21 protein-coding genes and 1 pseudogene are annotated in these 24,473 nt (G+C 61.9%); 12 read left to right on the top strand and 10 right to left on the bottom strand.

What is annotated here, in order from left to right:
- Positions 1-33: 33 nt before the first annotated feature.
- Complete coding sequence (locus tag AWB69_RS07335; RefSeq protein WP_062083794.1) at positions 34-1,143, top strand: saccharopine dehydrogenase family protein; 1,110 nt, start codon at positions 34-36, stop codon at positions 1,141-1,143.
- Between the two features lie 44 nt (positions 1,144-1,187).
- Here the strand turns inward: AWB69_RS07335 and AWB69_RS07330 are convergent, their stop codons facing one another.
- Positions 1,188-2,486 (bottom strand): cation:proton antiporter, encoded by a 1,299-nt coding sequence (locus tag AWB69_RS07330; protein WP_062083792.1) that lies wholly within the window; start codon positions 2,484-2,486, stop codon positions 1,188-1,190.
- A gap of 349 nt (positions 2,487-2,835) precedes the next feature.
- Here AWB69_RS07330 and AWB69_RS07325 point away from each other — a divergent pair, with 349 nt between their 5' ends.
- A complete protein-coding gene (locus tag AWB69_RS07325) occupies positions 2,836-3,732 on the top strand; it encodes a LysR substrate-binding domain-containing protein (protein WP_197500196.1) in 897 nt (298 codons plus the stop codon).
- Here AWB69_RS07325 and AWB69_RS07320 read toward each other — a convergent pair.
- The 4 genes from AWB69_RS07320 to aldA form a co-directional block, all read right to left on the bottom strand.
- On the bottom strand, positions 3,699-5,363 hold the full coding sequence (locus AWB69_RS07320) for a GMC family oxidoreductase (protein WP_062083789.1): 1,665 nt from the start codon (positions 5,361-5,363) through the stop codon (positions 3,699-3,701). The genes AWB69_RS07325 and AWB69_RS07320 overlap by 34 nt on opposite strands.
- 29 nt (positions 5,364-5,392) lie before the next feature.
- The gene (locus AWB69_RS07315) at positions 5,393-6,610 is read right to left on the bottom strand and encodes a mandelate racemase/muconate lactonizing enzyme family protein (RefSeq protein ID WP_062083787.1); all 1,218 of its coding nucleotides are present in this window, start codon (positions 6,608-6,610) and stop codon (positions 5,393-5,395) included.
- Positions 6,607-7,938 (bottom strand): MFS transporter, encoded by a 1,332-nt coding sequence (locus tag AWB69_RS07310; RefSeq protein ID WP_062083785.1) that lies wholly within the window; start codon positions 7,936-7,938, stop codon positions 6,607-6,609. The genes AWB69_RS07315 and AWB69_RS07310 overlap by 4 nt, the downstream gene beginning before the upstream one ends.
- Positions 7,939-8,013: 75 nt before the next feature.
- Positions 8,014-9,438 (bottom strand): aldehyde dehydrogenase, encoded by a 1,425-nt coding sequence (gene aldA, locus AWB69_RS07305; protein ID WP_062083782.1) that lies wholly within the window; start codon positions 9,436-9,438, stop codon positions 8,014-8,016.
- 237 nt (positions 9,439-9,675) lie between these two features.
- Here aldA and AWB69_RS07300 point away from each other — a divergent pair, with 237 nt between their 5' ends.
- A complete protein-coding gene (locus AWB69_RS07300; protein ID WP_062083780.1) occupies positions 9,676-11,085 on the top strand; it encodes an FAD-containing oxidoreductase in 1,410 nt (469 codons plus the stop codon).
- 1 nt (position 11,086) lies between these two features.
- On the opposite strand, the gene AWB69_RS07295 is transcribed toward AWB69_RS07300, so the two are convergent.
- Entirely contained in the window at positions 11,087-11,830 is a 744-nt protein-coding gene (locus AWB69_RS07295) for an enoyl-CoA hydratase/isomerase family protein (protein ID WP_062083778.1), read from the bottom strand.
- Between AWB69_RS07295 and AWB69_RS51080 the strand changes: the two genes are divergently transcribed.
- Positions 11,811-12,116: a hypothetical protein gene (locus AWB69_RS51080; RefSeq protein ID WP_197500192.1), complete on the top strand. Its 306-nt coding sequence runs from the start codon at positions 11,811-11,813 to the stop codon at positions 12,114-12,116. The genes AWB69_RS07295 and AWB69_RS51080 overlap by 20 nt on opposite strands.
- Before the next feature lie 34 nt (positions 12,117-12,150).
- Positions 12,151-12,564, top strand: coding sequence for a CoA transferase (locus tag AWB69_RS07285; protein ID WP_062083774.1), 414 nt, complete (start codon positions 12,151-12,153; stop codon positions 12,562-12,564).
- Positions 12,565-12,660: 96 nt separating this feature from the next.
- Here AWB69_RS07285 and AWB69_RS07280 read toward each other — a convergent pair whose 3' ends face one another.
- From AWB69_RS07280 to AWB69_RS07270, 3 genes are all read right to left on the bottom strand, one after another.
- Positions 12,661-13,941: an MFS transporter gene (locus tag AWB69_RS07280; RefSeq protein WP_062083772.1), complete on the bottom strand. Its 1,281-nt coding sequence runs from the start codon at positions 13,939-13,941 to the stop codon at positions 12,661-12,663.
- 14 nt (positions 13,942-13,955) lie between these two features.
- Positions 13,956-15,041 carry a PRC-barrel domain-containing protein gene (locus tag AWB69_RS07275; protein WP_062083770.1) on the bottom strand — a complete coding sequence of 362 codons (1,086 nt, stop codon included), beginning with the start codon at positions 15,039-15,041 and terminating at the stop codon, positions 13,956-13,958.
- A 156-nt stretch (positions 15,042-15,197) separates the two neighbouring features.
- Positions 15,198-15,764 carry an ankyrin repeat domain-containing protein gene (locus AWB69_RS07270; RefSeq protein WP_062083768.1) on the bottom strand — a complete coding sequence of 189 codons (567 nt, stop codon included), beginning with the start codon at positions 15,762-15,764 and terminating at the stop codon, positions 15,198-15,200.
- A 470-nt stretch (positions 15,765-16,234) separates the two neighbouring features.
- On the opposite strand from AWB69_RS07270, the gene AWB69_RS07265 reads away from it, so the two are divergent.
- The 3 genes from AWB69_RS07265 (at position 16,235) to AWB69_RS07255 (ending at position 18,800) form a co-directional block, all read left to right on the top strand.
- Complete coding sequence (locus AWB69_RS07265; RefSeq protein ID WP_062084050.1) at positions 16,235-16,870, top strand: DUF938 domain-containing protein; 636 nt, start codon at positions 16,235-16,237, stop codon at positions 16,868-16,870.
- Between the two features lie 425 nt (positions 16,871-17,295).
- Positions 17,296-18,435: an aromatic ring-hydroxylating oxygenase subunit alpha gene (locus AWB69_RS07260; protein WP_062083766.1), complete on the top strand. Its 1,140-nt coding sequence runs from the start codon at positions 17,296-17,298 to the stop codon at positions 18,433-18,435.
- A gap of 101 nt (positions 18,436-18,536) precedes the next feature.
- Positions 18,537-18,800 carry a hypothetical protein gene (locus AWB69_RS07255; RefSeq protein ID WP_062083764.1) on the top strand — a complete coding sequence of 88 codons (264 nt, stop codon included), beginning with the start codon at positions 18,537-18,539 and terminating at the stop codon, positions 18,798-18,800.
- Positions 18,801-19,490: 690 nt separating this feature from the next.
- Here the strand turns inward: AWB69_RS07255 and AWB69_RS07250 are convergent.
- On the bottom strand, positions 19,491-20,198 hold the full coding sequence (locus AWB69_RS07250) for a FadR/GntR family transcriptional regulator (protein WP_231937015.1): 708 nt from the start codon (positions 20,196-20,198) through the stop codon (positions 19,491-19,493).
- A gap of 311 nt (positions 20,199-20,509) precedes the next feature.
- Between AWB69_RS07250 and AWB69_RS07245 the strand changes: the two genes are divergently transcribed.
- The 4 genes and pseudogenes from AWB69_RS07245 to AWB69_RS49220 all read left to right on the top strand — a co-directional run.
- A complete protein-coding gene (locus AWB69_RS07245; protein WP_156528772.1) occupies positions 20,510-22,042 on the top strand; it encodes a sugar ABC transporter ATP-binding protein in 1,533 nt (510 codons plus the stop codon).
- On the top strand, positions 22,035-23,063 hold the full coding sequence (locus tag AWB69_RS07240) for an ABC transporter permease (protein ID WP_062083757.1): 1,029 nt from the start codon (positions 22,035-22,037) through the stop codon (positions 23,061-23,063). The genes AWB69_RS07245 and AWB69_RS07240 overlap by 8 nt, the downstream gene beginning before the upstream one ends.
- Before the next feature lie 87 nt (positions 23,064-23,150).
- A complete protein-coding gene (locus AWB69_RS07235) occupies positions 23,151-24,095 on the top strand; it encodes an ABC transporter substrate-binding protein (protein ID WP_062083755.1) in 945 nt (314 codons plus the stop codon).
- A gap of 233 nt (positions 24,096-24,328) precedes the next feature.
- Positions 24,329-24,473: pseudogene (locus AWB69_RS49220) on the top strand (YceI family protein); the annotation flags it as partial.

Here is a 24,473-nt window from a genome sequence, read left to right as displayed (position 1 = left end):
TTTGCCCATTGACCGCCCATCAAGGAGATAAACATGAAAATAGCCCTCATCGGCGCCGGCCTGATTGGCCAGAGCATTGCTCATTTGCTGCGTGAAACCGGCGATTATGACGTGGTCGTTTTTGACCGCGACGCCCATGCGCTCGAGTTGCTTGAAGTGCAGGGTATTTCCACCCGCCATGTCGATTCCGCCGATGCCAATGCGCTGCGTTTCGCGCTCCAGGGTTTCGACGCGCTCCTCAATGCAATGCCGTATTACCTCGCCGTGACCGTGGCGACGGCGGCGAAAGCGGCCGGCGTGCATTACTTCGACTTGACTGAAGACGTGCGGGCGACGCATGCGATCCGCGCGATTGCCGACGACTCGAGCCATGCGTTCATGCCGCAATGCGGCCTGGCGCCGGGGTTCATCGGCATCGTGGCGCATGACCTGGCCAAGCGCTTCGCCGAGGTGCGCGAGGTCAAGATGCGGGTTGGCGCGTTGCCTGAATTCCCGACCAACGCGTTGAAATACAACCTGACCTGGAGCATCGATGGGTTGATCAACGAGTATTGCCAGCCGTGCGAGGCGATCCGCGACGGCAGTACGCAATGGGTGCAGCCGCTGGAAGGGCTGGAGCATTTTTCGCTCGATGGTACGGAGTACGAGGCGTTCAATACGTCCGGTGGGCTCGGCACGTTGTGCGAGACGCTGGCCGGCAAGGTGGAGACGCTGGATTACAAGTCGGTGCGTTATCCGGGGCATCGCGAGCTGATGAAGTTCCTGCTCGACGACTTGCGCATGTCGAGTGATCGGGACGGATTGAAGGCGATGTTGCGGCGCGCTGTGCCGGCGACGGCGCAGGACGTGGTGCTGGTATTCGTCACGGCAACGGGTATGCGCGACGGGCGCCTTGTGCAGGATGTTTTCCCGCGCAAGATTTTCGCCAAGAACGTATGCGGCGTGGAAATGAGCGCGATCCAGATCACGACCGCGGGTGCGATCTGCGCGGAACTGGATCTGTTCCGTGAAGGCGTGTTGCCACAGAGTGGTTTTATCCGTCAGGAACAGGTGCCGCTGGAAGCGTTCCTCGCGAACCGGTTTGGACAGTTGTACGAAGGAGCGAGCACGCTGGGCGTTGTCCGGCAACTCCAGGCTGCCTGACCCTGCGCGGGTAGTTGTTTGCCCGGGAGCGGCACACTGACAAACTACTCGCTATATCGATTCATCAGCGGCGTCGACGTAATGCCATGCAGGATTACCGACGCCGCGATTACCCCCAGCACCAGCGGTGCAAGCGGTTCCGCGGCGCTGCGAGGCGCGTGCTCAAGCGCGTACATCAGGTAATAAAACGACCCGACGCCGCGAATCCCGAACCAACTGGTGAGCAGCCGTTGCGAACGCGTCGCCGATGACCCCAGCAACGAAGCCTGCACCGACACCGGCCGCGCCACGAAGAACAACAGCCCGACCACGGCGGCGCCTTGCCATGTAAACAGCTGGTCCCAAACGTTGGCAAGCGCGCTGCCCACCATCAGCATGACCGCAACTTCCGCGATTCGCTCGAGCTCGATCGTGAAACCGAGTACCCGTTCCGCGACAAACGCATGGGCGCGATCGGGATCGGAGGCGGTTGCGCCGACGTCTTCCGTATCGATGAGGCCCACCGCTTCATGCGCCGACTTGTCACCGCTCGCTTTCTGTTCGACGCGCCGCATTGCCAGACCCGCTGCGAACACGGAGAGGAACGCATACGTATGGATCAATTCGGCCACCCCGTACGCGAGCGCGATCAAGCCCAGCGCATAAAAACCTTCGGGCCCGAGAGCCAGGCCATGGCGACTGCGCAGCCACGCAATCAACCGCACGGCAAGGTCTCCCAGCAGCCAGCCCACGGCCAATGCACCGGCGACACCCCAGAGGGCATCGCTGGCGAAATGCCAGCTCAGCGCCTGCCGCGGCGATGCCTCGTAGTTGCATACCGCGATGCCCAGCAACGCGAACGGCAGGGCGATACCGTCGTTCAGTCCGCCTTCGCCTGTGAGCGAGAAGCGCAGCAGGTCGACGTCCCCTGGAACCTGGACTTGCACGTCGTGGGCGAGTACGGGATCGGTGGGGGCGAGCATGGCGGCAATCAGCAGCGCGGGTCCCCAGCTCATGTGCAGCAGATAGACTCCCGCCAGCGTCATGATGGCGACTGTCGCCACCATCGCGACCAGGCCAAGGCGCACGGGCAGGAGCCAGATGCGGTCGGTGGGCGGCACGCGCAGGCGCAGTCCGATCGCGAACAGCGACACGAGCATGGCGACCTCGGTAATCCGGCGCAGCAAGGCGGCGTCGCCCAGCAGATCGAGCTTCAGCAGGCCGATGCCGAACGGGCCTATGCCGAAACCGATGGCCAGATACACCATGGCGCTGCTGATCGGCAGTTGCTTGAACGTCGAGCTGGCAAGCCCCATGAAAATGAGCACACCGCCAACGACGAGAAACCATATCGTTTCGGTCATGAGAGCCTGAGGTGGATGCAGCGTACGCGTTCAGGAGCAAGGGGCATGCCACCCAGCCTGCCAGCGCGGTTTTAAGGCATCAGCGGGGGACTCGCATACGATCGACGTTGATGACCGGGTTTCGCTGCGCGCTACGCACCAGGCTTTACCCGTCAACTCGCGCGTACCAGCTTGCCGCGTCATGCCCTGGCTCGGGCACAATGATGCGCCTGCAGGGCGCCAACCCGGTGACGGAACCATCATTGATCACAGTCCGGGCTGCCGGCTAAGTAGAATCGCGCGCACCCGCTCGCTGCACGCCGGCACGTCGCGAGCCAAACGAACCGTCCAGATCATCGTGAAACGTAAAATGCCCGCGCTGAATGCGCTCAAAGCCTTCGAGGCGGCTGGTACCACCGGCAGCTTCACCCGTGCAGCCGAGCTGCTGAACGTCACGCAGAGCGCGGTCAGCCGGCAGGTCCGGCAACTGGAGGAGCAGCTCGGCGAGGCGCTGTTTTCGCGCCGTCACCAGCATCTCGTCCTCACGCCCAGCGGCCGCGTGCTGCTGCGTGCGCTGCAGCAATCCTTCGACAAGATCGAACTGACAGTCCGCGCGATCAGCCAGAAAAACGACGTCAACCGCCTGCGCATCAACGTCCCGCCGACCTTTGCCGCACGCTGGCTGGTGCCGCGCCTCGGGCGCTTGCGCGAAGCGTTTCCGCAACTGGACCTGAGCATCACTACGCGCGCGAACGACGGCATCGCGGATTCGAACCGGCTCGATTGCGCGGTGCGTTTCGGCGATGGCGAATGGAACAACCTCGAAAGTACCCTGCTGATGCACGAACGCCACATTGCAGTGGCGTCGCCTGCATTGCTCGATCGTGAGGGAGTGGACGTGCCGGTGGAGCTGAACCGCTTCACCTTGCTGCATGTTCTATCGGGCGAGGATCAGCGGTACCTGACGTGGCAGCACTGGCTGGACGCCGCGCGTATAGAAGGCGTGGACACGGACAACGGCCACGAATTCGACCTGCTCGATTTATCGATACGAGCTGCCATTGACGGCATGGGCATCACCATTGCCGATCGCCACATGATCGCGGCCGAACTGGCGTCGGGGCAATTGCGGCAAGTGCTGGACGTGGAGGTGGAAGGGCGGCAATCGTACTGGTTCGTGCTGCGTCCCGAGCAGCGCGCAAGCGGGACGCAGCGGCTATTCCAGCAGTGGCTTCAGGCCGAAGCGGCGGCAAGCGCTTCGCGTTGAACGAAGGTGGGTTCAGCGGCATCGGCGAGAATCATTTGCGCGCCTTTTTCCGCCACCATCATCACGGGGGCATTGATGTTGCCGGACGTGACGTTCGGGAAAATGGACGCATCGACAATACGCAAGGCTTCGATGCCATGCACGCGCAGACGCTCATCCACTACCGCAGTCTGCGGGTCCGGACCCATCGCGCACGAACCGCACAGGTGGTAGATCGAGCCGCTGTTCTCGCGGAAATACTGCAGCATGGCCGCGTCGTCGCCATCGGGCACGACTGACGCGCCCGGCAGCGTTTCTTCCACCGTGACCGCGCGCAACGCCGGGGCCTGCATGATCGAGCGGATCAGCCGGCTGCCCTGGATCACTTCGTCAATGTCCTTTTGCGTCGTCAGGTAGTTGGCGTGAATCAACGCGGCGTCCTTCGCATCCGGCGATGCGATCTCGATCGATCCGCGACTCGTCGGGCGGCACGGATTGAACGCGAGCAGGAAGCCGGGATACGGTTCGGGCGTGAGTTGCGAGCGGTTCGATTTCGGAATCCGGTACGACAACGGATTGAAATAGAGCTGCAGGTTCGCAAGCGGGCTGGCCGGGTCCATGCTGAAGAATCCACCGGCCTGGTTCACGCTCATGGCAAGCGGACCCTTGCGTGTCAGCAGGTACTGCAGACCCAGTTTCAGCTTGCCGAGAAGCGAACCGAAATCGCCGTTCAGCGTAGGCATGTTCGCGCGATAGTAGTAGCTCGCGCAGAGATGATCCTGCAGGTTCTGGCCGACAGCAGGAAGCGCATGCACGAGGGGAATCCCGTGACGTGCGAGCAGGTCCTTCGGGCCGATGCCCGAGAGTTGCAGCAGCTTTGGCGTGTCGACCGCACCCGCGCATAAAAGCACTTCACGTCTGGCATGGAACGTTCGCTTGACACCGTTCTGCGATACCTCGACCCCTGTCGCGCGCAGTCCGTCGAACAGCACACGCGAAGTCAGCGCGTGATGTTCGATATGTACGTTCGAGCGTTTCAACGCCGGTTCCAGATACGCCACGTTGCTCGACGCCCGTTGACCCTTGTGCGTGTTCACATCGTAGACGCCGGCGCCTTCGATCTTCGAGCCGTTGAAGTCGTCGTTGCGCGGAATGCCCATTTCATTGCAGGCATCGAGGAAGTGACGTGTGATGGCGTGGATGCCGCGTTTCATCGACGTCACGTGGATCGGGCCGCTCGCACCATGCACCGTGGTGTCGCCGGCAGCGTGGGTTTCCAGCTTGCGGAAAAACGGCAGCACGTCCTTATACGACCAGCCCGCGTTGCCCGCGACGGCCCAGTCGTCGAAATCGCGCGGCGCGCCGCGCACGTAGATCATCGCGTTGATGGAGCTGGACCCGCCCTGTACTTTGCCGCGCGGCGCGTAGATCTTCCGGTCCGCCAACTCCGCTTCCGGCTCGGTGTAATACATCCAGTTGCAGCCCGGATCGTAGTAGGTCTTGGCAAACCCGACTGGAATCCTGAACCAGAACGAGTCGGCCTTGCCGCCCGCTTCGAGCACCAGCACAGAGTATTGTCCGGAAGCTGACAGCCGCTCGGCGAGAATGCAGCCGGCCGATCCTGCGCCGACGATGATGTAGTCGTAAGTCATGGCTTGTAAGTCATGTTATGTACTCGGCCTCAGCCTTTGGCCGGAGAGGAATCCCGGACATCGGCAGGCCTGGACGCCATCTGCAGGTGCAGACGTTCGCCGGTGTAAGGAGAATGGGCACGTACCACGTCCATGTTCAATTCCACGCCCAATCCCGGCGCCTTGGACGGCACGATGTAACCGTCTTCCCATTGAATCGGCGTCTTGAGAATCTCCGCGTGAAAACCGTCCCACGTGCCGATGCTTTCCTGGATCAGGAAGTTGGGAGTACAGGCGGCAAGCTGGATGCTCGCAGCGGCCCCAATGGGCCCGTTGTACAAATGGGGGGCGATCTGCGCGTAATAAACTTCGGCGAGCGCAGCGATCTTCTTGCCTTCGAGCAAGCCACCGCAGCGCGCTACGTTCAATTGCAAAATGGACGCCGCGCCCGCTTGCAACAGCTTGAAGAACTCGTACTTGGTCGTCAGCCGTTCACCCGCCGCGATAGGGATGCTGGTATGTCGCGAGACTTGCGCCATGGCCTCTTCCTGGCCGGGCGGGACGGGCTCTTCGAACCACAGCGGGTCGTACTTTTCGAGGCGTTGCGCGAGGCGGATGGCGGACGAGGGCACCATCTGCCCGTGCGTGCCGAACAGCAGGTCGCATCGGTTGCCAACAGCTTCGCGGATGCGCTTGCAGAAGGTCTCGCAGCGTTCCAGTACGTCGAGCGAAAGCTGGTGACCCGAGTACGCGGTGTACGGGCCGGCGGGGTCGAACTTGACCGCGGTGAAACCGCGATCCGCATTCTGCACCGCACATTCAGCGGCGAGATCGACGTCGTCGTAGTCGTATTCGCCTGCGGCATTCTTCGGGTAAAGATACGTATATGAGCGCAGCCGTTCGTTGACCAGGCCACCCAGCAGCTCATACACCGGCTTGTCCGCCGCCTTGCCAATGATGTCCCAGCACGCCATCTCAAGCCCGCTGACCACGCCCATCATCGTGAGGTCGGGGCGTTGCGTGAAGCCGCTCGAATACGCTTCGCGGAAAAAACGCTCCACGTGGTGCGGATCGTGGTCTTGCAGGTAACGTCCGAATACGTCGTCGATAATGTGCGCCATCGCTTTCGGATGGAACGTCGCTGAATAAATTTCGCCCACGCCTTCAATGCCGCAAGCGGTTTTCAGCTTCACGAAGATCCAGTACATGCCGCCCAGGTGCGGCGGCGGCACAGCGACGAAATGCGTTTCGAGAGAGACGATTTTCATTGGAGGGCGTCCTTTGCAACAGTCGTGCGCATGCGCTTGAGTGCGAGTGCGGCGATGCCGCCAATCACGCTGATCGCAGCGATGTAAGAGAAGTAGAACTGGTAGCCGAGGAGGCCCGGGAAATGCTCAGTAGTCCAGCCGTTCACGAGCGGCAGGAACACGTCGGGCGAATAACCGACCAGCGAAACGAGGCCAATGGCGAGGCCCGTGATACGCAACGGAATGCCGCATTCGTCGAGCAGCGACCAGTAGAGTCCGCGAATGGCGTACGTCAGGATACCGATCACCAGCACCACCACCGCGATCATCGCAACGCCGGCACGCGGATCGATATGGCCAAGCGTGGGCAGCACAACCAATGCAACCAATCCGAGCGCCGCGAGAAACAGTGCGCTGGTCAACACGCCGAGCGTGGAGAAACGATCGCCAAGATAACCGCCGCCAATGCCGCCAATCGGGCGCATCCAGAGCTTGAGGGTGGTGAGCGTACCGGCCATGACCACGCTCATCTTCAGGTCGCCGACTTGCAGGTAAGCCGAGAAGCTGTAAGTGGCCCAGAAGATCTGATAACCGCAGAACACGATGGCTGCCATCAGCCACAGTTGCGGAATACGCATCAGCGTGAGGAGATCGCCCCACAGCGTGTGGTGCCCCTTGCGATTCTCCACTGCCTGTTCTTGCTCCTGCTGCGTGGCGGGCGGTTCTTTTACCAGCGCCATCAACAATCCCAACGCAATACAGACGGCCGAATACAAGTAGACGACGTATTTGAAGCCGATGTTTGTCGGCAGGCCGTGCTTTTCCGTGGCGGTCGCGAAGATAACCAGCGCGACAGTTGCAAGCAACGCCTCGATCAAACCGCGTCCGCCGTCGAGCAGGCCGAAGAACCGGCCTTGTTCGTCGTGTGCGGCAATGGTCTTCACGCGCTTCAGGATGGAGGCCCAGAAGGTCAGGCCCGTCGTCAGACCCCAGCAGCAGAACACGGCGAGCAAAACGGGGAAGCTCGGTGCGGTCGAATAGACGAGCCCAAGTCCGCCGGTTGCAATCAGAGAAAAGCAGATCAGGAAACGCGGCGCGATACGGTCGGCAAGCCAGCCGCTCGGCAGATAGCTGATCAGGAAAACGGTGCCGAGTATCGAATACAAATAACCAAGCTGGCTATTGTCGATGTGAAAGAACTCAAGCATTGGCGTCTGGTAGACCTGACGCAAATACAGCAGCGGATAGATCGCGCCCGCGGCAATCACCAGCAGCATAAGCTGCATGTATCGCTGCGCGCGTGTTGTATCGGCGATTGGCGGGGTGATGCCGGTCAGTGTTTTTTCCATAATAAGTCTCCTACGGCTGCTCGCAATGAACGCCGCTTTTATAAATGTTCGTGTGAGGGTTGAAGTGTCGCAGGCTCAGTACTTCATGATGACAAGACGCGTCTGCGTGAATTCGAGCATGCCGTGCTTGCCGTCATCGCCGCCGAGGCCCGAGCGTTTCCAGCCTGCGTGAAAGCCCTGGTACGGGTCGGCAGGCGTGCGGTTCACATACAGCTCGCCGGCTTCGATCTCGTTGGCCACGCGCATCGCGGTACGATAGTTCTCGGTGTACAGCACGGAAGACAAGCCATACTGATGATCGTTTGCCATGGCGAGGGCTTCGTCGAGCGTGTCGTATGAGATCACCGGCAGCACCGGCCCGAAGATTTCCTCGCGCACGATTTCCATGTCATGGCGGCAATTGACCAGCAGCGTCGCCGGGTAGAAATAGCCGGGGCCTTCGGGCAACACGCCGCCGGTTGCGATAGTCGCGCCTTCGGCAACGGCGCGTTCAACCATTGCGTGAATGTTGCGTTGGGCCGAGCGGCTGACCAGCGGACCCATCTTCGAGGCATCTTGCGCGCGATCGCCGAAACTCACTGTATGCATCTTCGTGCGCAACAGTTCGACGAAACGGTCATGCACGCTGGCGTGGACGTAGACGCGTTCCATGGCCGTGCATAACTGCCCGCAATGTGTTGTCTTCGACGCCACGACGGCGCTCGCTGCCGCTTCAAGATCCGCATCGGGCTCGATGATCGCGGGCGCCTTGCCGCCCAGTTCGAGCGAAGGCTTGGCGATGTTCGCCTTGCAATAGTCCAGCACGATGCGCCCGGCGTTGACACTGCCGGTCAGCGTGATCATGCCCACTGCCGGATGGGTGCAGACCGCCCCGGCGGTGGCATGGTCCATTGCAAGCACGTTGAAGACGCCCGCGGGCAAGCCGGCTTGCTGGGCGGCTTCGGCAATTTCAAATGCCGACGCCGGCGTGTTGTTGCTCGGACGAACAACCACCGTATTACCCGTGATCAACGCGGGCGCGACCTTGCGCAGCAGGGTATACACGGGGTAGTTGAACGGGATCAGGCAGGCCACCACGCCAATCGGTTCACGATGCAGCACGAGGTTTTCGTTCGCGGTATCGCTGGGAATGACTTCGCCTTCAATCCGGCGGGCCCATTCCGCGTGGTAACGCGTGATGTCGGCGGCGTAGCGGGCTTCGTTCTCCGAATCGGCTACGCTCTTGCCGGACTCCAGCGCGAGCGCCGCGCCAATCTTCGGGGCACGCTCGACGATGGCATCGGCGAAACGGCGCAGATGCTCTGCGCGCTCAATCGCGGTCAGCGCTCGCCACGTCTTCTGGGCACGCGAAGCGGCTGCCACCGCGCTCAGGGCGTCGTCCTGCGACGCCAGCGTGACGCGCGCGATGACCGCCGAGGTGGCGGGGTTATCGACATCGGCGAACGAGTCGGATTGCGGCTCGACAAAACGGCCATCGATGAAATTACGGTAAGTGCGCATCGTGATTGCCAGGAAAGGTGTAGTGCCGCGGCGGTCCGCGACGTGAATGGCGGTAGTTTTATCGGCGCGACAGTCGGCCACAAGCGATTAAAACTCGACCCGCGCATGCGAAAAACGCACTGAAAGGCAGGTGTATTCGCGCAGCGGGATGGTCCATGGCGAGCTACCATGCGAAAACGCCACGTTTGTTCACTGATCCGCTTTGATCTGGCCTGATATTTCACCAGGGAGACTCGCATGTCACAGCACTTCGACGCTATCGTGATTGGCACCGGACAAGGCGGTGGCCCACTCGCGGTCAAGCTGGCCGAGAGCGGCCGGCGGACCGCCGTGATTGAACGGCATCTGTTCGGCGGCACGTGTGTGAACGTGGGCTGCACGCCGACCAAGACCTACGTGGCGAGCGCGCGCGCCGCGCACGTGGCACGTCATGCAGGCGACTACGGGGTGATCGTGGAAGGGGACGTGCGGGTGGATCTGGCGCAGGTCAAGGCGCGCAAGGACCGCGTGATCGCGCAGTCACGCGACGGCGTGGAGAAGTGGTTGCGCAGCACGCCGGGCGTGGTCGTGTTCAACGGTCACGGCCGTTTTACGGGTCCGCATTCGATCAGCGTGACAGGCCCCGACGGCCAGCAACAGGCGCTCGACGCGGACGCGATCTTCATCAATACCGGCACGCGTGCAACCGTGCCGGACGTCGACGGGCTGGCCGGCGTTTCACATCTTACGAATTCCACCATCCTCGAATTGACCGAGTTGCCGGAGCATCTGGCGATTGTCGGCGGAAGTTATATCGCGCTCGAATTTGCGCAGATGTTCCGGCGTTTCGGCAGCCGCGTGACGGTACTCGTCAGGGGGGACCGTGTGCTGGCGCGTGAGGACAAGGACTTCGCTGAACAGGTCCAGAAGATCATGTCGCGGGAGGGTGTGGAATTTCTGTTCAACACCGAGGCGTCGAAACTCGAACCGGCAGGCAAGGGGATTCGGATCGCGCTGAGGGAACAGATGCAGGACCCCATGCAGGACCAGAAAAGCATCGAAGCGTCGCATTTGCTGTTTGCAACGGGACGCACACCGAACACGGACGACCTCGGTCTGGAGCACGCGGGCATCGTGTTGAACAAGCATGGTCTGATCGATGTGGACGGAGAGCTTCGCACCCGGGCCGAAGGCGTCTGGGCGCTTGGCGATGTCAACGGACGCGGTGCATTCACGCATACGTCGTACAACGACTATGAAATCATCGCGTCGAATGTGGTGGACGGGGAGGCGCGCAGCGTGGATTCGCGCATCATGTGCTACGCCGTTTTCATCGATCCGCCGTTGGCGCGCGTGGGGATGAGCGAGGCGGAAGTACGCAGGGACGGGCGGCGCGCGCTGATCGCCACCATGCCGATGTCGCGCGTTGGCCGGGCTCGCGAGCGCGGCGAGACGGACGGGTTCATGAAGGTGCTGGTCGACGCAGAAACGAAGAAGATCCTCGGCGCGGCCATGCTCGGCATTGAGGCTGATGAGGCCATCCATACGTTCATCGACATCATGAATGCCGATGTGCCGTACACCACGCTGCAGCGCGCGATGCATATTCATCCGACCGTCAGCGAGTTGATTCCCACGTTGCTCGGCACGCTTGAACCATTGAAATGAGTCAGGCGCGGCGTTGCTTGATGCGCTCGGCGATGACCGGACTTTGAAGCGATCGCTCATAGGCGGACCGGTCCGCGCTGAGCGTGGAATCTCCATTGGCAATAGCGGTCAGTTGACGCTTCATTGACCGTACGGCGTCCGGTACGCAAGCGCGAAGCGCATCGACGTATTCCGCCGTGCGCGAGTTCAGTTGCCCGGGTTGCACAAGCTCGGTCAGGAAGCCGATGCGCAGCATCTCGGGCGCGTCCAGCGTCATGCCGGTAAGAAAGAGCCGTTTCGCCTGAGCCAGCCCCAGCTCGCGCACGTACCGGCGCATGCCGTCGGGGTAATAGTGCAAGCCAATACGGGCAGCCGGCATGAACATGCGCGTGCCCTCCACGCCGATGCGCACATCGCAGCACAGCGCGAGGTCCGTTGCACCGCCATAGACGCTGCCGTTGAGCGCGCAGACAGTAGGCAGGGGGCAAGCTTCCAGCTCGTTCAGGAAGCTTTCGAACGAATCGTCGATATTGCCCTCGGCCAGCGCTGACAACGTATAACCCGAGCTGAACGTGGTCGTGCCGGTGCCGGTGACGACCAGCGCTATGACTGTTTCATCGTTCGCCGCCGATGCAATCGTTCCCCTGAGTCCGGCCAGATCGGCGGGATCGATACGGTTATGTTGCTCGACACGCGTGAGCTGGATCGTGACAACGCTCTCGTGCCGCGAACAGGAAAACCCTGGGATGGTGCCGGTATTCGTCATGTTTTTTCAGTGTGCCAAAGATCAGTCAGGCAAGGGTGCGCCGCGTGTTTCAACTGCCCGTCGCAACGTGATGATTCCAACAACGAATATGCATGCGGTCATTGCGATCGGCGTGCCGAGCGTTCCAAAATGGCTCACGGCAACGCCCAGGCAAAGGCTGACGCCCGCTGCGAAAAACCGTCCTATCAATGTCGAAAAGGCAAACGCGGTGGCGCGGATCGAGGACGGATACTGCTCGGGTAACCATAGCGCATACATGGCGCGTTACCCCCGCCCAGGCCGATGAAAAACGACAGCACCATGAACGGAACCAGCCCTGCATGAAGGTAGAACGCCCAGCCGAATCCTGCAATCAGGAACAGCACCGGGAGGCGCTCAAGGAGGTCATCGATACAAAACTGCGCACGCGCACGCGCGCCGAGTGGACCACGGATCTGAGACGGCTCGGCATTCCGGCGGGTCCCATCAATAACCTCGCGGACGTGTTCGCGGATCCGCAGGTGGTGCATTGCGGACTGGTCGAGGAAGTCGCACATGGCACGATAGGCCAGCTGAAGCAGGCGGCGAGCGCGATCGGGATGAGCGAGATGACCGAAGGTTCGGTTCGCATGCCACCGCCCATGCTGGGCGAACACACGATCGACGTACTGAGCGAGTACGGATTTTCAGACGAGCAGATCGATGCGTGGCTGGCATCGCAGGTCGTATTGCAACATGAGCACGCGCTGGGCTGAATCTTTCAAGCCCGGCGCGTCCTGTCTGCTCACTCAACTCACTCAACTCACTCAACTCACTCAACTCACTCAACTCACTCAACTCACTCAAGCTCGTCAAGCCGCCGGGGTCGCTTCCTTCTGCTTGGCGGCTTCTTCGTTGGCGGCGGCATCGCGGGTTTCCGGCATTGCCAGCCACACCAGCGCCACGGCCAAGGCACCGGCCGCGGCAAGTCCGAAGAAGCTGGTGTTCACGCCGAACTTGTCCGCCACGAACCCGGCAATCGCCGTGCTCAGCGTCGCCCCAACGCCCGCCGCCAGCCCAAAGAATCCAATACACAAGTTGTACCGGCCCTTGCCGCCGGCCACGTCGGCTGCAATCAGCGGCAGCATCACGCCGAACACGGCTGCGCTGATGCCGTCGAGCATCTGCACGGGCACCAGCAGGTAAGGACTGCTCGCGCTGCTGGCGGCTGCGAACAGCAGTGCGCGTAACGGCAGCGCCGAGAAACCGAGGATCAGCACCGGCCTGCGCCCCCAGTTTTGCGCCTGCCGCCCGACCCACGGCGACAACCCCGCCACGATGAACTGCGGCACGATAATGCACGCCGCGATCACGAGTTGAACGTTGTCGCCCATGTGCGCCGTGACTTCGCCTGCGGCGAGGTTCAGCATGGCCGCATTCGACAGGTGGAACAGCACCACGCATGCCGCGAAGGTCAGGAGCCGCGGATCGCGCACCAGGTCACGCAGGCTTTCGGGCCGTTCTCCGACCGCGCTTACCGCTTCAGCAATGCTTGCCCCTGCTTTCGCCGCGGCCTTTTTCATGCGCGGCACGACGGGCGCCATCTCGTGATGGATCATGTTCAGTGCGACGAGCGCGGGCAACGCCAGCGCCGCGGTCAGGAAGAACACCGACCGCAGCGACAGGTACTCGCCGAACACGCCCATCAACGCCGCGGTGAGCGCACTGCCGATTGATGCCCAGCGCGCATTGCGCCCAAGCCGGTTGCCGAGATCGGCGCGCGAGACGAGGGCGAGCGAGATCGCGGCCATGGCGGGCACGAGCATGCAGCTCGCGAAGCCGTGCAGCACTTCGGCCGCGAACACGGCGACAAACGTGGGGCTCGCGCCGAGCAGCAATGCACTCACGATGATCGCGATGATTGCGGCGGCAGCAGCGCCTTTCTTGTTGCGCAACGCATCGACGAGCGCGCCGGCCGGCAGCTGGCTCGCCATCGCGCTGATCGTTCCGACGCTCAGCATCAGCCCGATCTCGCCTTGCGTCCATTTGTTCGCGGCGAGGTAGGAAGCGATGAACGGCCCAAAGCCGGTCTGCACATTCGCGACAAAGAAGTTCAGCCAATCGAGCGCGCGCAGACTTCGTGCAATTACCATATTTCAGATCGTCCTCATTGTTTCGAGGGGCGCGCAACGGCCGCCGCACCGGCTTTCGCACCCGATCCCGGGCCGGAGGAGGCCGCAGCCGCAGCCGAAGCTGGCTCAGGCGACGCGGCAGGTTCCGGTGGCGGGACGACGGGCGAAACGATCTTGATCGGCTGATCGGGCGAGTACGTTGGGGCGGCTTTGATCTGTGCGTCGGTGAAATCCAGTTGCAATTGCGTTACCTTGTTGCGCGAGACCACGTGCAGGTCGGGCCAGTTCGCGGCGACTTGCCGCTTGTCGGCGGCGAGGGAATCGGAGAGATCGATCACGAGCGCCTGGGGTTGCGCATCGGCATCGACCAGTACGTCGACTACGCGGCCCATCCGCGCGCCGTTTTTCTGCAGGACAGTGGAGTCGATGAGTTGAGCGAGCGTCGGCGGAATGTCGTTGACCGAGCCCGGTCTCGCCGATGCATCCTGAGCTTTTGCCTTTGCCGCGTTCGACGCACCGTTGCTGCCGGGCGTTGGCAGTGCGAACGTGATGGGCGCTTTTTTCGTGGCCGGATTGAAGCGGAACGCGGTCCACGGGAAGGTCACCTTGCGGTCTCCCACGCCCAGGAACCCCGACAGGTTCACGATCATGATCTTCGGTTTGCCGGTGGCATCGGCGTACATGTCCACCGCGCGGCCGATCACCTTGCCGTCCGGTCGCTGGATCTCGCTGTCGAGCAAACCGCGGATCTGCTCGTGCTGCATGATGCGCGTGGTGAGCAGCGGCGGCGGTGTGGGCGGCGCCTTTTCCTCGACGGGCGGCGGCGGAGGCGGCGGCGGTTTTTTCGGCACGACCACACGGCGTTTGGGCGCGGGGCGAGGCACTTTGGGCTCGACCGCGGGTTGCGTCGCGACTGGCGCCGATGCAGGTACTTCTTCCGGCTCCACGACTTCCGGCTCGCTCGCCGGCTGCGGCGTCGACAAGTCGACGATCGGCGCGGGTGCTTGAACCGGGAACAGGCTGCATCCCGACATGACCGCCAGGACAAGGAGGATTGCAAGCGACCGGGCCACTGTTCGCCAGTGCCACTCGTACGCTCGAAGCGGGAAACCGCCACTCATCACAAGAGCTCCATGTTGCGGGACTGCCTTCAGTAAATTCGTGCGCCGTCGCGCGGGTTATCGACGGCGTTTGGGGTTGGGGGAGGGGCGATCAGGAACGTAAGGATCGGACGACCGGCGCGCGAGAGCGGCTGCGCTCGTGTCGTCCGGCTTCGCTCAAACGCCCGGTGGACGCAACTTCGCCCCGGTCGCCTGCGCCAGCCGCGCGACGGTATCGGGTGCGCCCATCTTCGCGGCGGCGTCGCGTGCGGTGAAGCCGTTCGCGTCCTTCGCGTCGGGGTTCGCGCCTTTCTCGATCAGGAATTCAACCATCTCCAGGCGGTTGAACATGGCCGCGATCATCAACGCGGTACGTCCGTCCGGCGATGCCCCTTCCACGTCCGCGCCATGTTCCAGCAACGTTTCGATAACCGGCTTGTAACCCTTGAACGCCGCGCCCGCAATCGGGGTCTGGCCGTTGTCGTTGCGCAGGTCCGGATCCGCCTTGTGTTCGAGCAGCACGCGCACCGCATCGGCATGGCCGTGATAGCTCGCGAGCATGACGAGCGTGTCGCCCTTGTCGTTGCGCAGGTTCGGCGGCAGGCCTTTATGCAGCAAGGTTTCGAGCATGGCGGCGTCGCCGCGGCGGGCTACGTCGAAGACCTCGCTCGCGAAATCAACGAGATCGTCGCTCAAGGGTTCCGGGCTCTGTCCGGGCTTGCCGGCGGGTGAATCGGGTTGCATGGGAGGCTCCATTCGGATTGCATGGACGGGTGCGGCCGCTATTCGATGCCGGGATTGATGCGGCGCGCCGGGTCGGGCGATGTTCGGTTGGTATTGCGTGCAGCGTTCGATTGGCGTTCGAGGGCAGGCGGCGCGTTCGGTTCTTTTCCTTCCATTCGGCAGCGGTCCTGCGGTCGTTCGCGGTTTCCACCAGTGCGTCAGGATACACAGGTTTGGCGGCAGGCCGCACCGGGATAGCAGGATTCGCGCCTTCTCCGGTCAACCTTGCTTCCTGTCCTGACAGCGTGTCCGGAGCGTCATTCTAAGGGGTGCGTCTTCATCGGCAGGCCGGTCGGGCTCGTGTCCTTGGTCATTCGTCAGTCATCATCGGCATTTTTCCTCGTGTTCGCCGCAAGGCTACCGGCTGCGCTTTGCTTGACCTCGGCCTATCGCGCGCATACGCTCGCCAGCACTTCATCTGGAAACGCACCGTGACCCCCGACAACGCCGATAATTCCGATACCCTCCGCCGCTCGGCGCCTGCTGCCGAACGTAATCGCGGACCTATTCTCGAGGTACTGAGCCGTGTCCTGCCCGAGGCCGGCGTGGTCCTGGAAATCGCGAGCGGCACGGGGCAGCATGCCGTCCACTTCGCCGCCGCGCTGCCTGGCGTCACCTGGCAACCGAGCGATCCCGACGCTGCTTCGCGCGCCTCCATTGAAGCCTGGCGCAAGCACGCTTCACTCGCCAACCTCAACGCGCCGGTCGCCCTGGATGTCCGGTCGACGCCCTGGAACGTGCCGGATTCGCTTGCAGCAATCGTATGCATCAACATGATCCATATCGCGCCGTGGGAGGCAGCCCAAGCGCTTTTCCAGGGGGCCCGCGAGCGCCTGGCAAGCGACGGCGTGCTCTTTTTGTACGGACCCTACAAGCGCGACGGAGCGCATACCGCCCCGAGCAACGAAGCCTTCGACAACCAGCTTCGTGCCACCAACCCCGCCTGGGGCGTTCGGAATATGGAAGACGTGGTGGAGCTCGGGCGTGCCGCAGACTTGTGGATGGAACAAGCCGTGCCCATGCCCGCGAACAACTTCTGCCTCATATTCAGGCGCACCGGCATCTGACGATTCTGATGTATCGAGGCTGAAGCCACCGGACTCAGGTAGCCAGACTCAGTGGACAGATTCAGTGGACAGACTCAGTGGACAGATTCAGGCAGCCGGATCCAGCGCCGGGCGGTTCGATCAGGAGCACGCCTGAATGGTTCCGCATCGGTGGATGGACGGTGCAGGGGAGCTCGCAAAGGACGTTGCAAAAATATCATGAGAATGGGCTCCGGCCGAGCGGAGAAGTGCCGCAAAAAGCCGCCGCACCGCCTGCGCAGGCCCGTCCAGCCCGCCTCCGATGCCCGCAGCCAACCCGTGTCGTGCCTCAATGGTCCTCTCGTGTAGACTGCGTTAGGCCTTTGGTTGCAACGTCTCCTCAAAGCACCTTTTTCGTCCGTTTTTTGGTCCTTTTTTGCCGATACCCTCAAGCGGAGGCATCGTACATGCATGTAGCGCTGCAACAGGATGTCGCTCCAGGCGAACTTCCGTCACAACAAATTCAACCGCCGGCGCGCGATCTGCGCCGTGTCGATATCCACCCCGATCACTGGTACCCGGTAGCCTGGTCGCGGGAAGTAAAACGCGGTAAGGCGCATGGCGTTCGTTTTGCGGGCGACCCCGTCGTGCTCGTGCGCACGGAAACCGGCAAGGTGTTCGCGCTTGAAGACCGCTGCGCGCATCGGCAGGTGCCGTTGCATGCGGGCGTGGTCGACGGCGAATCCATTCGTTGCTGTTATCACGGCTGGACCTACGACTGCACCGGCCGCTGTATCGACGTCCCGTATCTCGGGCGCGAACGCCTGCCGAACGGCGTGCGCTCGTATCCGTGCCGCGAAGAAGCCGGCCTGATTTTCATTTTCCCTGGCGACCCGCTGCTCGCCGAGACCACGCCGTTTCCCGCACTCGGTTCGGTTGGCGACAAAGCCTACAAAACCCGCCGCTTCGGGCGCGAAGTGAAGTGCCATTACAGCTTCATGCACGAGAACCTGATGGACATGAACCATCAGTTCCTGCATCGCAAGCAGATGGGCCAGATGAAGGCGCGATCGGTCGGTCGCAGCCGCGGTGACGACTGGGTGGAAGTGAACTACACGTTCGCGCGCGAGGAGGGCAAGCAACCCATCGGCGAGGCGCTGGTGTTCAGCCAGAAGCGCGGCACGAAGCCCGACGAGAACAACAAGGACGTGATGACGATCCGCACCGAGTATCCGTACCAGACGCTCCGGATCCGCACCAAGGACCAGACGATGGTGATGGACCTGTGGATCGCGTACGTGCCCCTGGATGCCGAGCAGCGCACCAACCGGACGTTTGGCCTGCTGTCCATCCGCCGGCCGAAAATACCGGGCATCCTGGATGCAGCATGGCCGTTGCTGGTGTGGTTCACCGAGCGTATCTTCAAGGAAGATCGATGGATTGTGGAGCGCGAGCAGGAAGCGCATGACCGGCAAGGCGCCGATCATAACCATGAGGTTTTCCCGGTCATCCTCGAACTGCGCAAGCTGCTCACTGAATGCGGCGCGCCGGTTCGGGAACCCGCGACGGAGCGTCGTGTGCACATGATCCAGCCGATCAGCGACTAACACCTGGCGGCTGATGGTCGTGCACGACAAAACGCCGCAGTAACAACGTCTTAGTCAAGACGTCGCAGTCATGAAGTATTAACCAGAAGAGGTCGACCATCATGGAACCCAACTCGACAGAGAACCCGGTCAAGCCCGCGGTGAACGAGCCCCCCGAACAGGACCACTTCGATGCCGCCATCAGCCACGTCGATCATTCCTACGCGTCGGGCGCCATGGCCGCAGGCGCGGCCAAGGGCATTCTCTATAGCGTGATCGAGACGCTGGGCACGCTTATCGGCGATCCGGATTTGCCTGAGCACGCACGGTCCGGCTACCAGGCGTTGAGAGTGAGCGCGCAAGAGCTGCGCTCGAAAATCGATTAAGCGTTTTAGCACTGTTTTTGTTTTAGCCTCGAGTCGTGCAGCCGGTTCCGGCGATGGATTTTTATGTCGCTCATGTTCCAAAGCGTAACGGCTCGGGCAATAATGCAAGGTCAACCACGGAGCACATCATGAGTAAGAGCCAGGACGCGAAGAAAACCGAGAAGAAGGTCGCTGTCAAATCGCCGAAAGAAAAGAAAGAGGCGAAGAAACTGAAGAAGGAGGCGTCCAAGCGGCAGTAATGGAAGCGGCGAATTGGAAGTGACACAGTGCGCAAGGGCTGCAGACGGGCGCGTTCAAACGTCCGCTCGTTTGATCTTCACCTCGCTTCGGCTTCCAGATTCCTGTTTCCCGCAGCACGTTTTTCGTCATCCACGGCCCGCTTCAAGCGGGCCGTTTGCATGGTGAAGGCGTGATGAAGGCACGGACATTCCTGCTGTCTTTGCCCATGTTTTTACGCAGCATCGTTCGGAACGGCGACCGCCCGTGAAGGACGGCGATGCCCCGCGCATCGTAAACTTTTACACGAGAATTATTCTCAATAACATGTCTCAATCCGTTTTCGCAGATTGCGACTGCACCTCTGCGCGCTCTCCATGCTTTGGTGAGTCGTCGGGCTGATTTTCCAGGGCTGGAGGATGCCGGGAAGGTGCGCGGAGATTCGATTGAAAGCTTGGGCCGCGCTTCAAGCAGTCAAACGCCGCCCACCCAGCGTTCTTCCGACGCCTTCAGATGCGACCGCATGGCGGCCTGTGCGGCGATCGGATCGCGGGCTTCCAGCGTCCTCAAGATCCGTTCGTGCTCGGAGAGCGCGACGCCCCATGTCGTGATGTTTTCCGCGAGTCCGCTCACCTTGGCGGCGATCGGGTCGTTGCGGCCATCGAATAACTCGCCGACCAGCCGGGTCAGCACTGAATTTCCCGCAATTTCAGCCAGCGTCATATGGAACTGCCGGTCGGGTTCCAGCGGCGAGCGTCCTGCCGCGATCAGTTCACGCATCGACTCCACGCTCTTTTGCAGCCGTGCCATTCCGTCCGGCGTCAGCCGCGTGCAAGCCAGCACGATCACGCATCCTTCAATGGCCGCACGCGCCTGCATCAACTCGGTAGGGCTTTCGCCCATGGAGGTCAACGGCGGTTCCTCGGTACCGCCGTCGCAGACGTACACGCCTGAGCCCATCCGGATCTCGACCTGCCCACGAATTTCGAGCGCGATCAACGCCTCCCGCAGCGATGGCCGCGACACGCCCAGTTGCTGCGCCAGCTCACGCTCGGGCGGCAGGCGTGCACCCGCCGGGAAACTGCCGTGGCGGATCAGCGTGTTGATCTGATCGGCGATGGTTTGATACAGCCGTCGCGTTTCAACCAGTTTTACAGATGTCGTCATGGGGAGTAGGGGCATCGTGCCGGGATCCGAGTGTAAGGTGGCTTGACCAGTAAGGTGGCTTGACCAATTGCTTTCAGCATCGCTCGACCGGCATGCCAATGAATATAAGGGTAAATACCGCGATTCCAGAGTAGGCATAACGCCATTATCATTCGCAACAGGTAAGGCCAGATGCGGAAACATAAAATTGGCTTGACCACTTTGGTGCCTGAACAATGATCGGCGCCAGCCCCCACGACCCGTGACCCTGCCGAGGAGACAACGCCGGTGCAAATGCTCATACGAGTCGACGAGGCCCAGCGATGAACGTGGCAGCCCAACAGCGCATGCAGCCTTCCGCGCGCCCACAGGCGATGCCGGACGAGCCCCTGCTGCGCCTGAACAGCGTCGGCAAGCGCTTCCCTGGCGTGATCGCGCTGCAAAACGTCAGCTTCGACGTCCGCGCGGGCGAGGTGCATGCCATTTGCGGTGAAAACGGCGCGGGCAAGTCGACGCTCATGAAGATCGTCAGCGGCCAATACCGGCCGGACGAGGGCGAAATCTACATCGACGGCCGCGAGCACCACTTCGCGTCCACGCTCGAGGCGCAGGCAGCGGGCATCGCGATCATTCACCAGGAACTGAACCTGATCCCGCATCTGTCCATCGCGGAAAACATCTTTCTGGCGCGGGAGCCGAAGCGCGGGATTTTCATCGACCGGGTGCGGCTCGCCGCCGATTCGCAGGCGGCTCTTGATCGCATTGGCCTGTCGCTGAAGCCGCGCACGCTGGTTGGGTCGTTGTCGGTCGCGCAGCAGCAGATGATCGAGATTGCGAAGGCGCTGTCGCTCAACGCGCGGCTCTTGATCATGGATGAACCCACGTCGTCGCTGACTGAATCCGAGACCGTGCATTTGTTCCGGATCATCAAGGAGTTGCGGCAGGCGGGCGTGGGCATTGTCTATATCTCGCATCGGCTGGACGAGCTCGCCGAGATTGCCGATCGCGTCACTGTGCTGCGCGACGGCCGCACCATTTCCACCGATGACTTCGCCGCCACCACCATCGAGCAAGTGGTGTCGCATATGGTCGGCCGGGATCTGGACGATGTCTTTCCCGAACGCAAATCGCAGCCGACGGATGACGTGCTGCTGAGCGTGAGCGGCCTCACGCGCCGCGATGTGTTCGGACCGGTGAGCTTCGAGTTGCGTCGCGGGGAAATCCTGGGGTTTGCGGGACTGATGGGCTCGGGGCGCACTGAGGTTGCGCGCGCCGTGTTCGGGGCCGATCCGGTCGAGGCGGGTGAAGTCCAGTTGCAAGGTAGGCGGCTCTCGATCCATTCGCCTATCGACGCGATCCGCAACGGCATTGCGTATCTCTCGGAGGACCGCAAGGGCAATGGCCTCGCGCTGCAGATGACGGTCGCGAAGAACATCACGCTCGCGAACGTGGAAGCCGTGTCAGGCGCGGGCGGTTTTATCCGCTTCGAGGAGGAGGCGAAGGTTGCGCGCAAATATATCGATGCGCTTGGGATTCGTACCCCGGGCGTGAACCAGATCACACGCAATCTCTCGGGCGGCAATCAGCAGAAAGTCGTCATCAGCAAATGGCTGTTCCGCGAATCGAAGATCCTGTTCTTCGATGAACCCACGCGCGGCATCGACGTCGGTGCGAAATACGCGATCTACGAACTCATGGACCGGCTCGCGGCGCAGGGCATTGGCGTTGTATTGATCAGTTCGGAGCTGCCCGAAATCATGGGCATGACGGACCGCGTGGCCGTGTTTCATGAAGGCCGGATAGCGGGCGTGCTCGAGACCCGCAAAACCAATCAGGAAGAAATCATGCACTACGCATCAGGACGGATCGCCCATGCTTGAGATGACTACCGACCCGGCGCACGCCGACCGTGCCCGCGCCCGGGAACGCCGCAAGGACCTGATCCAGAAGTTCGCGGCGCTGGGAAGCCTGGTGATGCTCGTGGTCGTGTTCTCTGCGACCAGCAACGCGTTCATGTCACTCGGCAACGGCATGACTGTCGCGTTGCAGGTGACGTCCATCGCTTATCTCGGGCTCGGCGCGACGTGCGTGATCATTACCGGCGGTATCGACTTGTCGGTCGGGTCGGTGCTCGCGCTATCAGGCGTGGCCGCCGCGTTGCTCGTGAAAGCCGGCGTGCCCGTGCCCATAGGCATGCTCGGCGGCGTGATCGTGGGTGCGATCTGCGGCGCGTTCAACGGCTTGTTCGTGACGCGCATGGGCTTGCCGCCGTTCATTGCCACGCTGGGCATGATGCTTGTCGCACGCGGCGTGGCCTTGCAGATCACGGGTGCTCGGCCAGTCTCGGGGCTTGGCGATTCCTTCGCCGAACTCGGCAACGGCTCGCTTTTTCGCGTGGTCCGCATGGGCTCGGACGGTTTTCCCGACATCGTGTTTCCCGGCATTCCGTATCCCGTGATCATCATGGTCGTGCTGGCGGTGCTGGTCGCCATCATGCTCAGCCGCACCTCGCTTGGGCGGCACATCTACGCGGTCGGGTCGAACGCGGAAGCGGCGCGGCTGTCCGGCGTGAACGTGAATCGCGTGAAGCTGTTCACCTATGTGCTGTCCGGCGCGCTCGCGGGGCTGACCGGATGCGTGCTGATGTCGCGGCTGGTGACGGCGCAGCCGAATGAAGGCGTGATGTACGAACTCGATGCCATCGCGAGCGCGGTGATTGGCGGGACGTCGCTGATGGGCGGCGTCGGCACGATCTCCGGCACGGCAATTGGCGCGTTCGTGATCGGTATTTTGCGCAATGGACTGAACATGAACGGGGTATCGAGTTTCATCCAGCAGATCATCATCGGCCTGGTTATCTTGGGGACGGTGTGGATTGACCAGATCCGGAACCGGAGATGAGTTTCATCGAACGCGCCTGGAGCGTTCGCGATGTAGAAGAGAGCAAGAGGGGCCCACGGGGTCTTACAAAATCAACAGGAGCGAGACATGAAACTGACTACGAAGGCGATGTTTACCGCTGTGCTTGCAGTCGCTGCGAGCAGCGCGTTTGCGGCGGGCGGCGAGATTGCCGTGATCGTGAAGAGCGCCGATTCGAATTACTGGCAGAACGTCAACAAGGGCGCGACCGCTGCCCTGGCTTCCGAGAAGGGTTACACGATGACCTTCCAGGGCCCGGCCGCCGAATCCGACATAGCCGCCGAAGTGAACATGGTCGAGAATGCGGTGAACCGGAAAGTCGCGGGGATCGTGCTGGCGGCGTCGGACCCGGACGCGCTGGTGCCCGCCGTGAAGAAGGCATGGGAAGCGCATATTCCGGTGGTGATCATTGATTCGGCGCTGTCCGATTCGGGCAAGCCGTATTACCAGGCTTTCCTCTCCACCGACAACGAAAAGGCCGGCGAGATGTGCGCTCAGGCGCTGATCGCGCGGGTGGGGCAGACGGGCAAGATTGCGTTGATGTCGTATGTGGCCGGCGCAGGGTCCGAAGTGGGGCGCGTGGGCGGGTTCCGCAAGTATCTGGCGGCGCATTCGAAGTTGCAGGTGGTCGGACCGTTCTACTCGCAGTCGCAAATGGCGAATGCACTTAACCAGACGACCGACGTGCTTGCCGCCAACCCGGACCTGAAAGGAATTTTTGGGGCGAACGAGCCGACGGCCGTAGGGATGGGCCGCGCGCTGGCGCAGTCGGGCAAGGCCGGCAAGGTGATTGCGGTTGGATTCGACGGCAATGCGGATCTGCAGAACTTCGTGAAGGACGGAACGATCCAAGCTATAGCAGTGCAAGGCTCGTATCAGATGGGCTACAAGGGCATTCAGACGGTGATTGGCGTGATTGAGAAGAAGTCGCCGCCGAAGTTTGTCGATACGGGCGTGGTCATGGTCGATAAAGGCAATATTGATCAGCCGGTGGCGAAGAACGTGTTGTATTGATCACCGGCCCCTGTTTGGGGGCGGTGATGGTGATGCGCAGTGCGAAGGGATTGTCGGGTGATCCTTTGGCGCTGCGCTTTTTTTGTGCGTTGGTTTGACCTGGCGCCGACTGAGTCCGTGTTGCCCATTCCTCCATTATCTTCACCCGTAGAACAATCTGTTCCTGCCGTGTGGCTATCCGCCGCATATCTGCTCGCATACCATGCTGCATCGATTACGATCCTAAGCCTGATATGCAAACACCCTTGTACCGATGGTTATTAGCGGCTTGCGCCGCCACCGCTCTATTCACCAGCGCCGCTCAAGCCCAGGTCGACACGGCCAAAAGCACGGTCACGGCGACATCGAAGCAAATGAACGTGCCGGTTGAAGGCAAGT

Source organism: Caballeronia udeis (genome assembly GCF_001544555.2).
Taxonomy (GTDB): domain Bacteria; phylum Pseudomonadota; class Gammaproteobacteria; order Burkholderiales; family Burkholderiaceae; genus Caballeronia; species Caballeronia udeis.
Note: the sequence above shows the minus strand (reverse complement) of the source record. Positions and strands in the feature narration are given on the sequence as shown.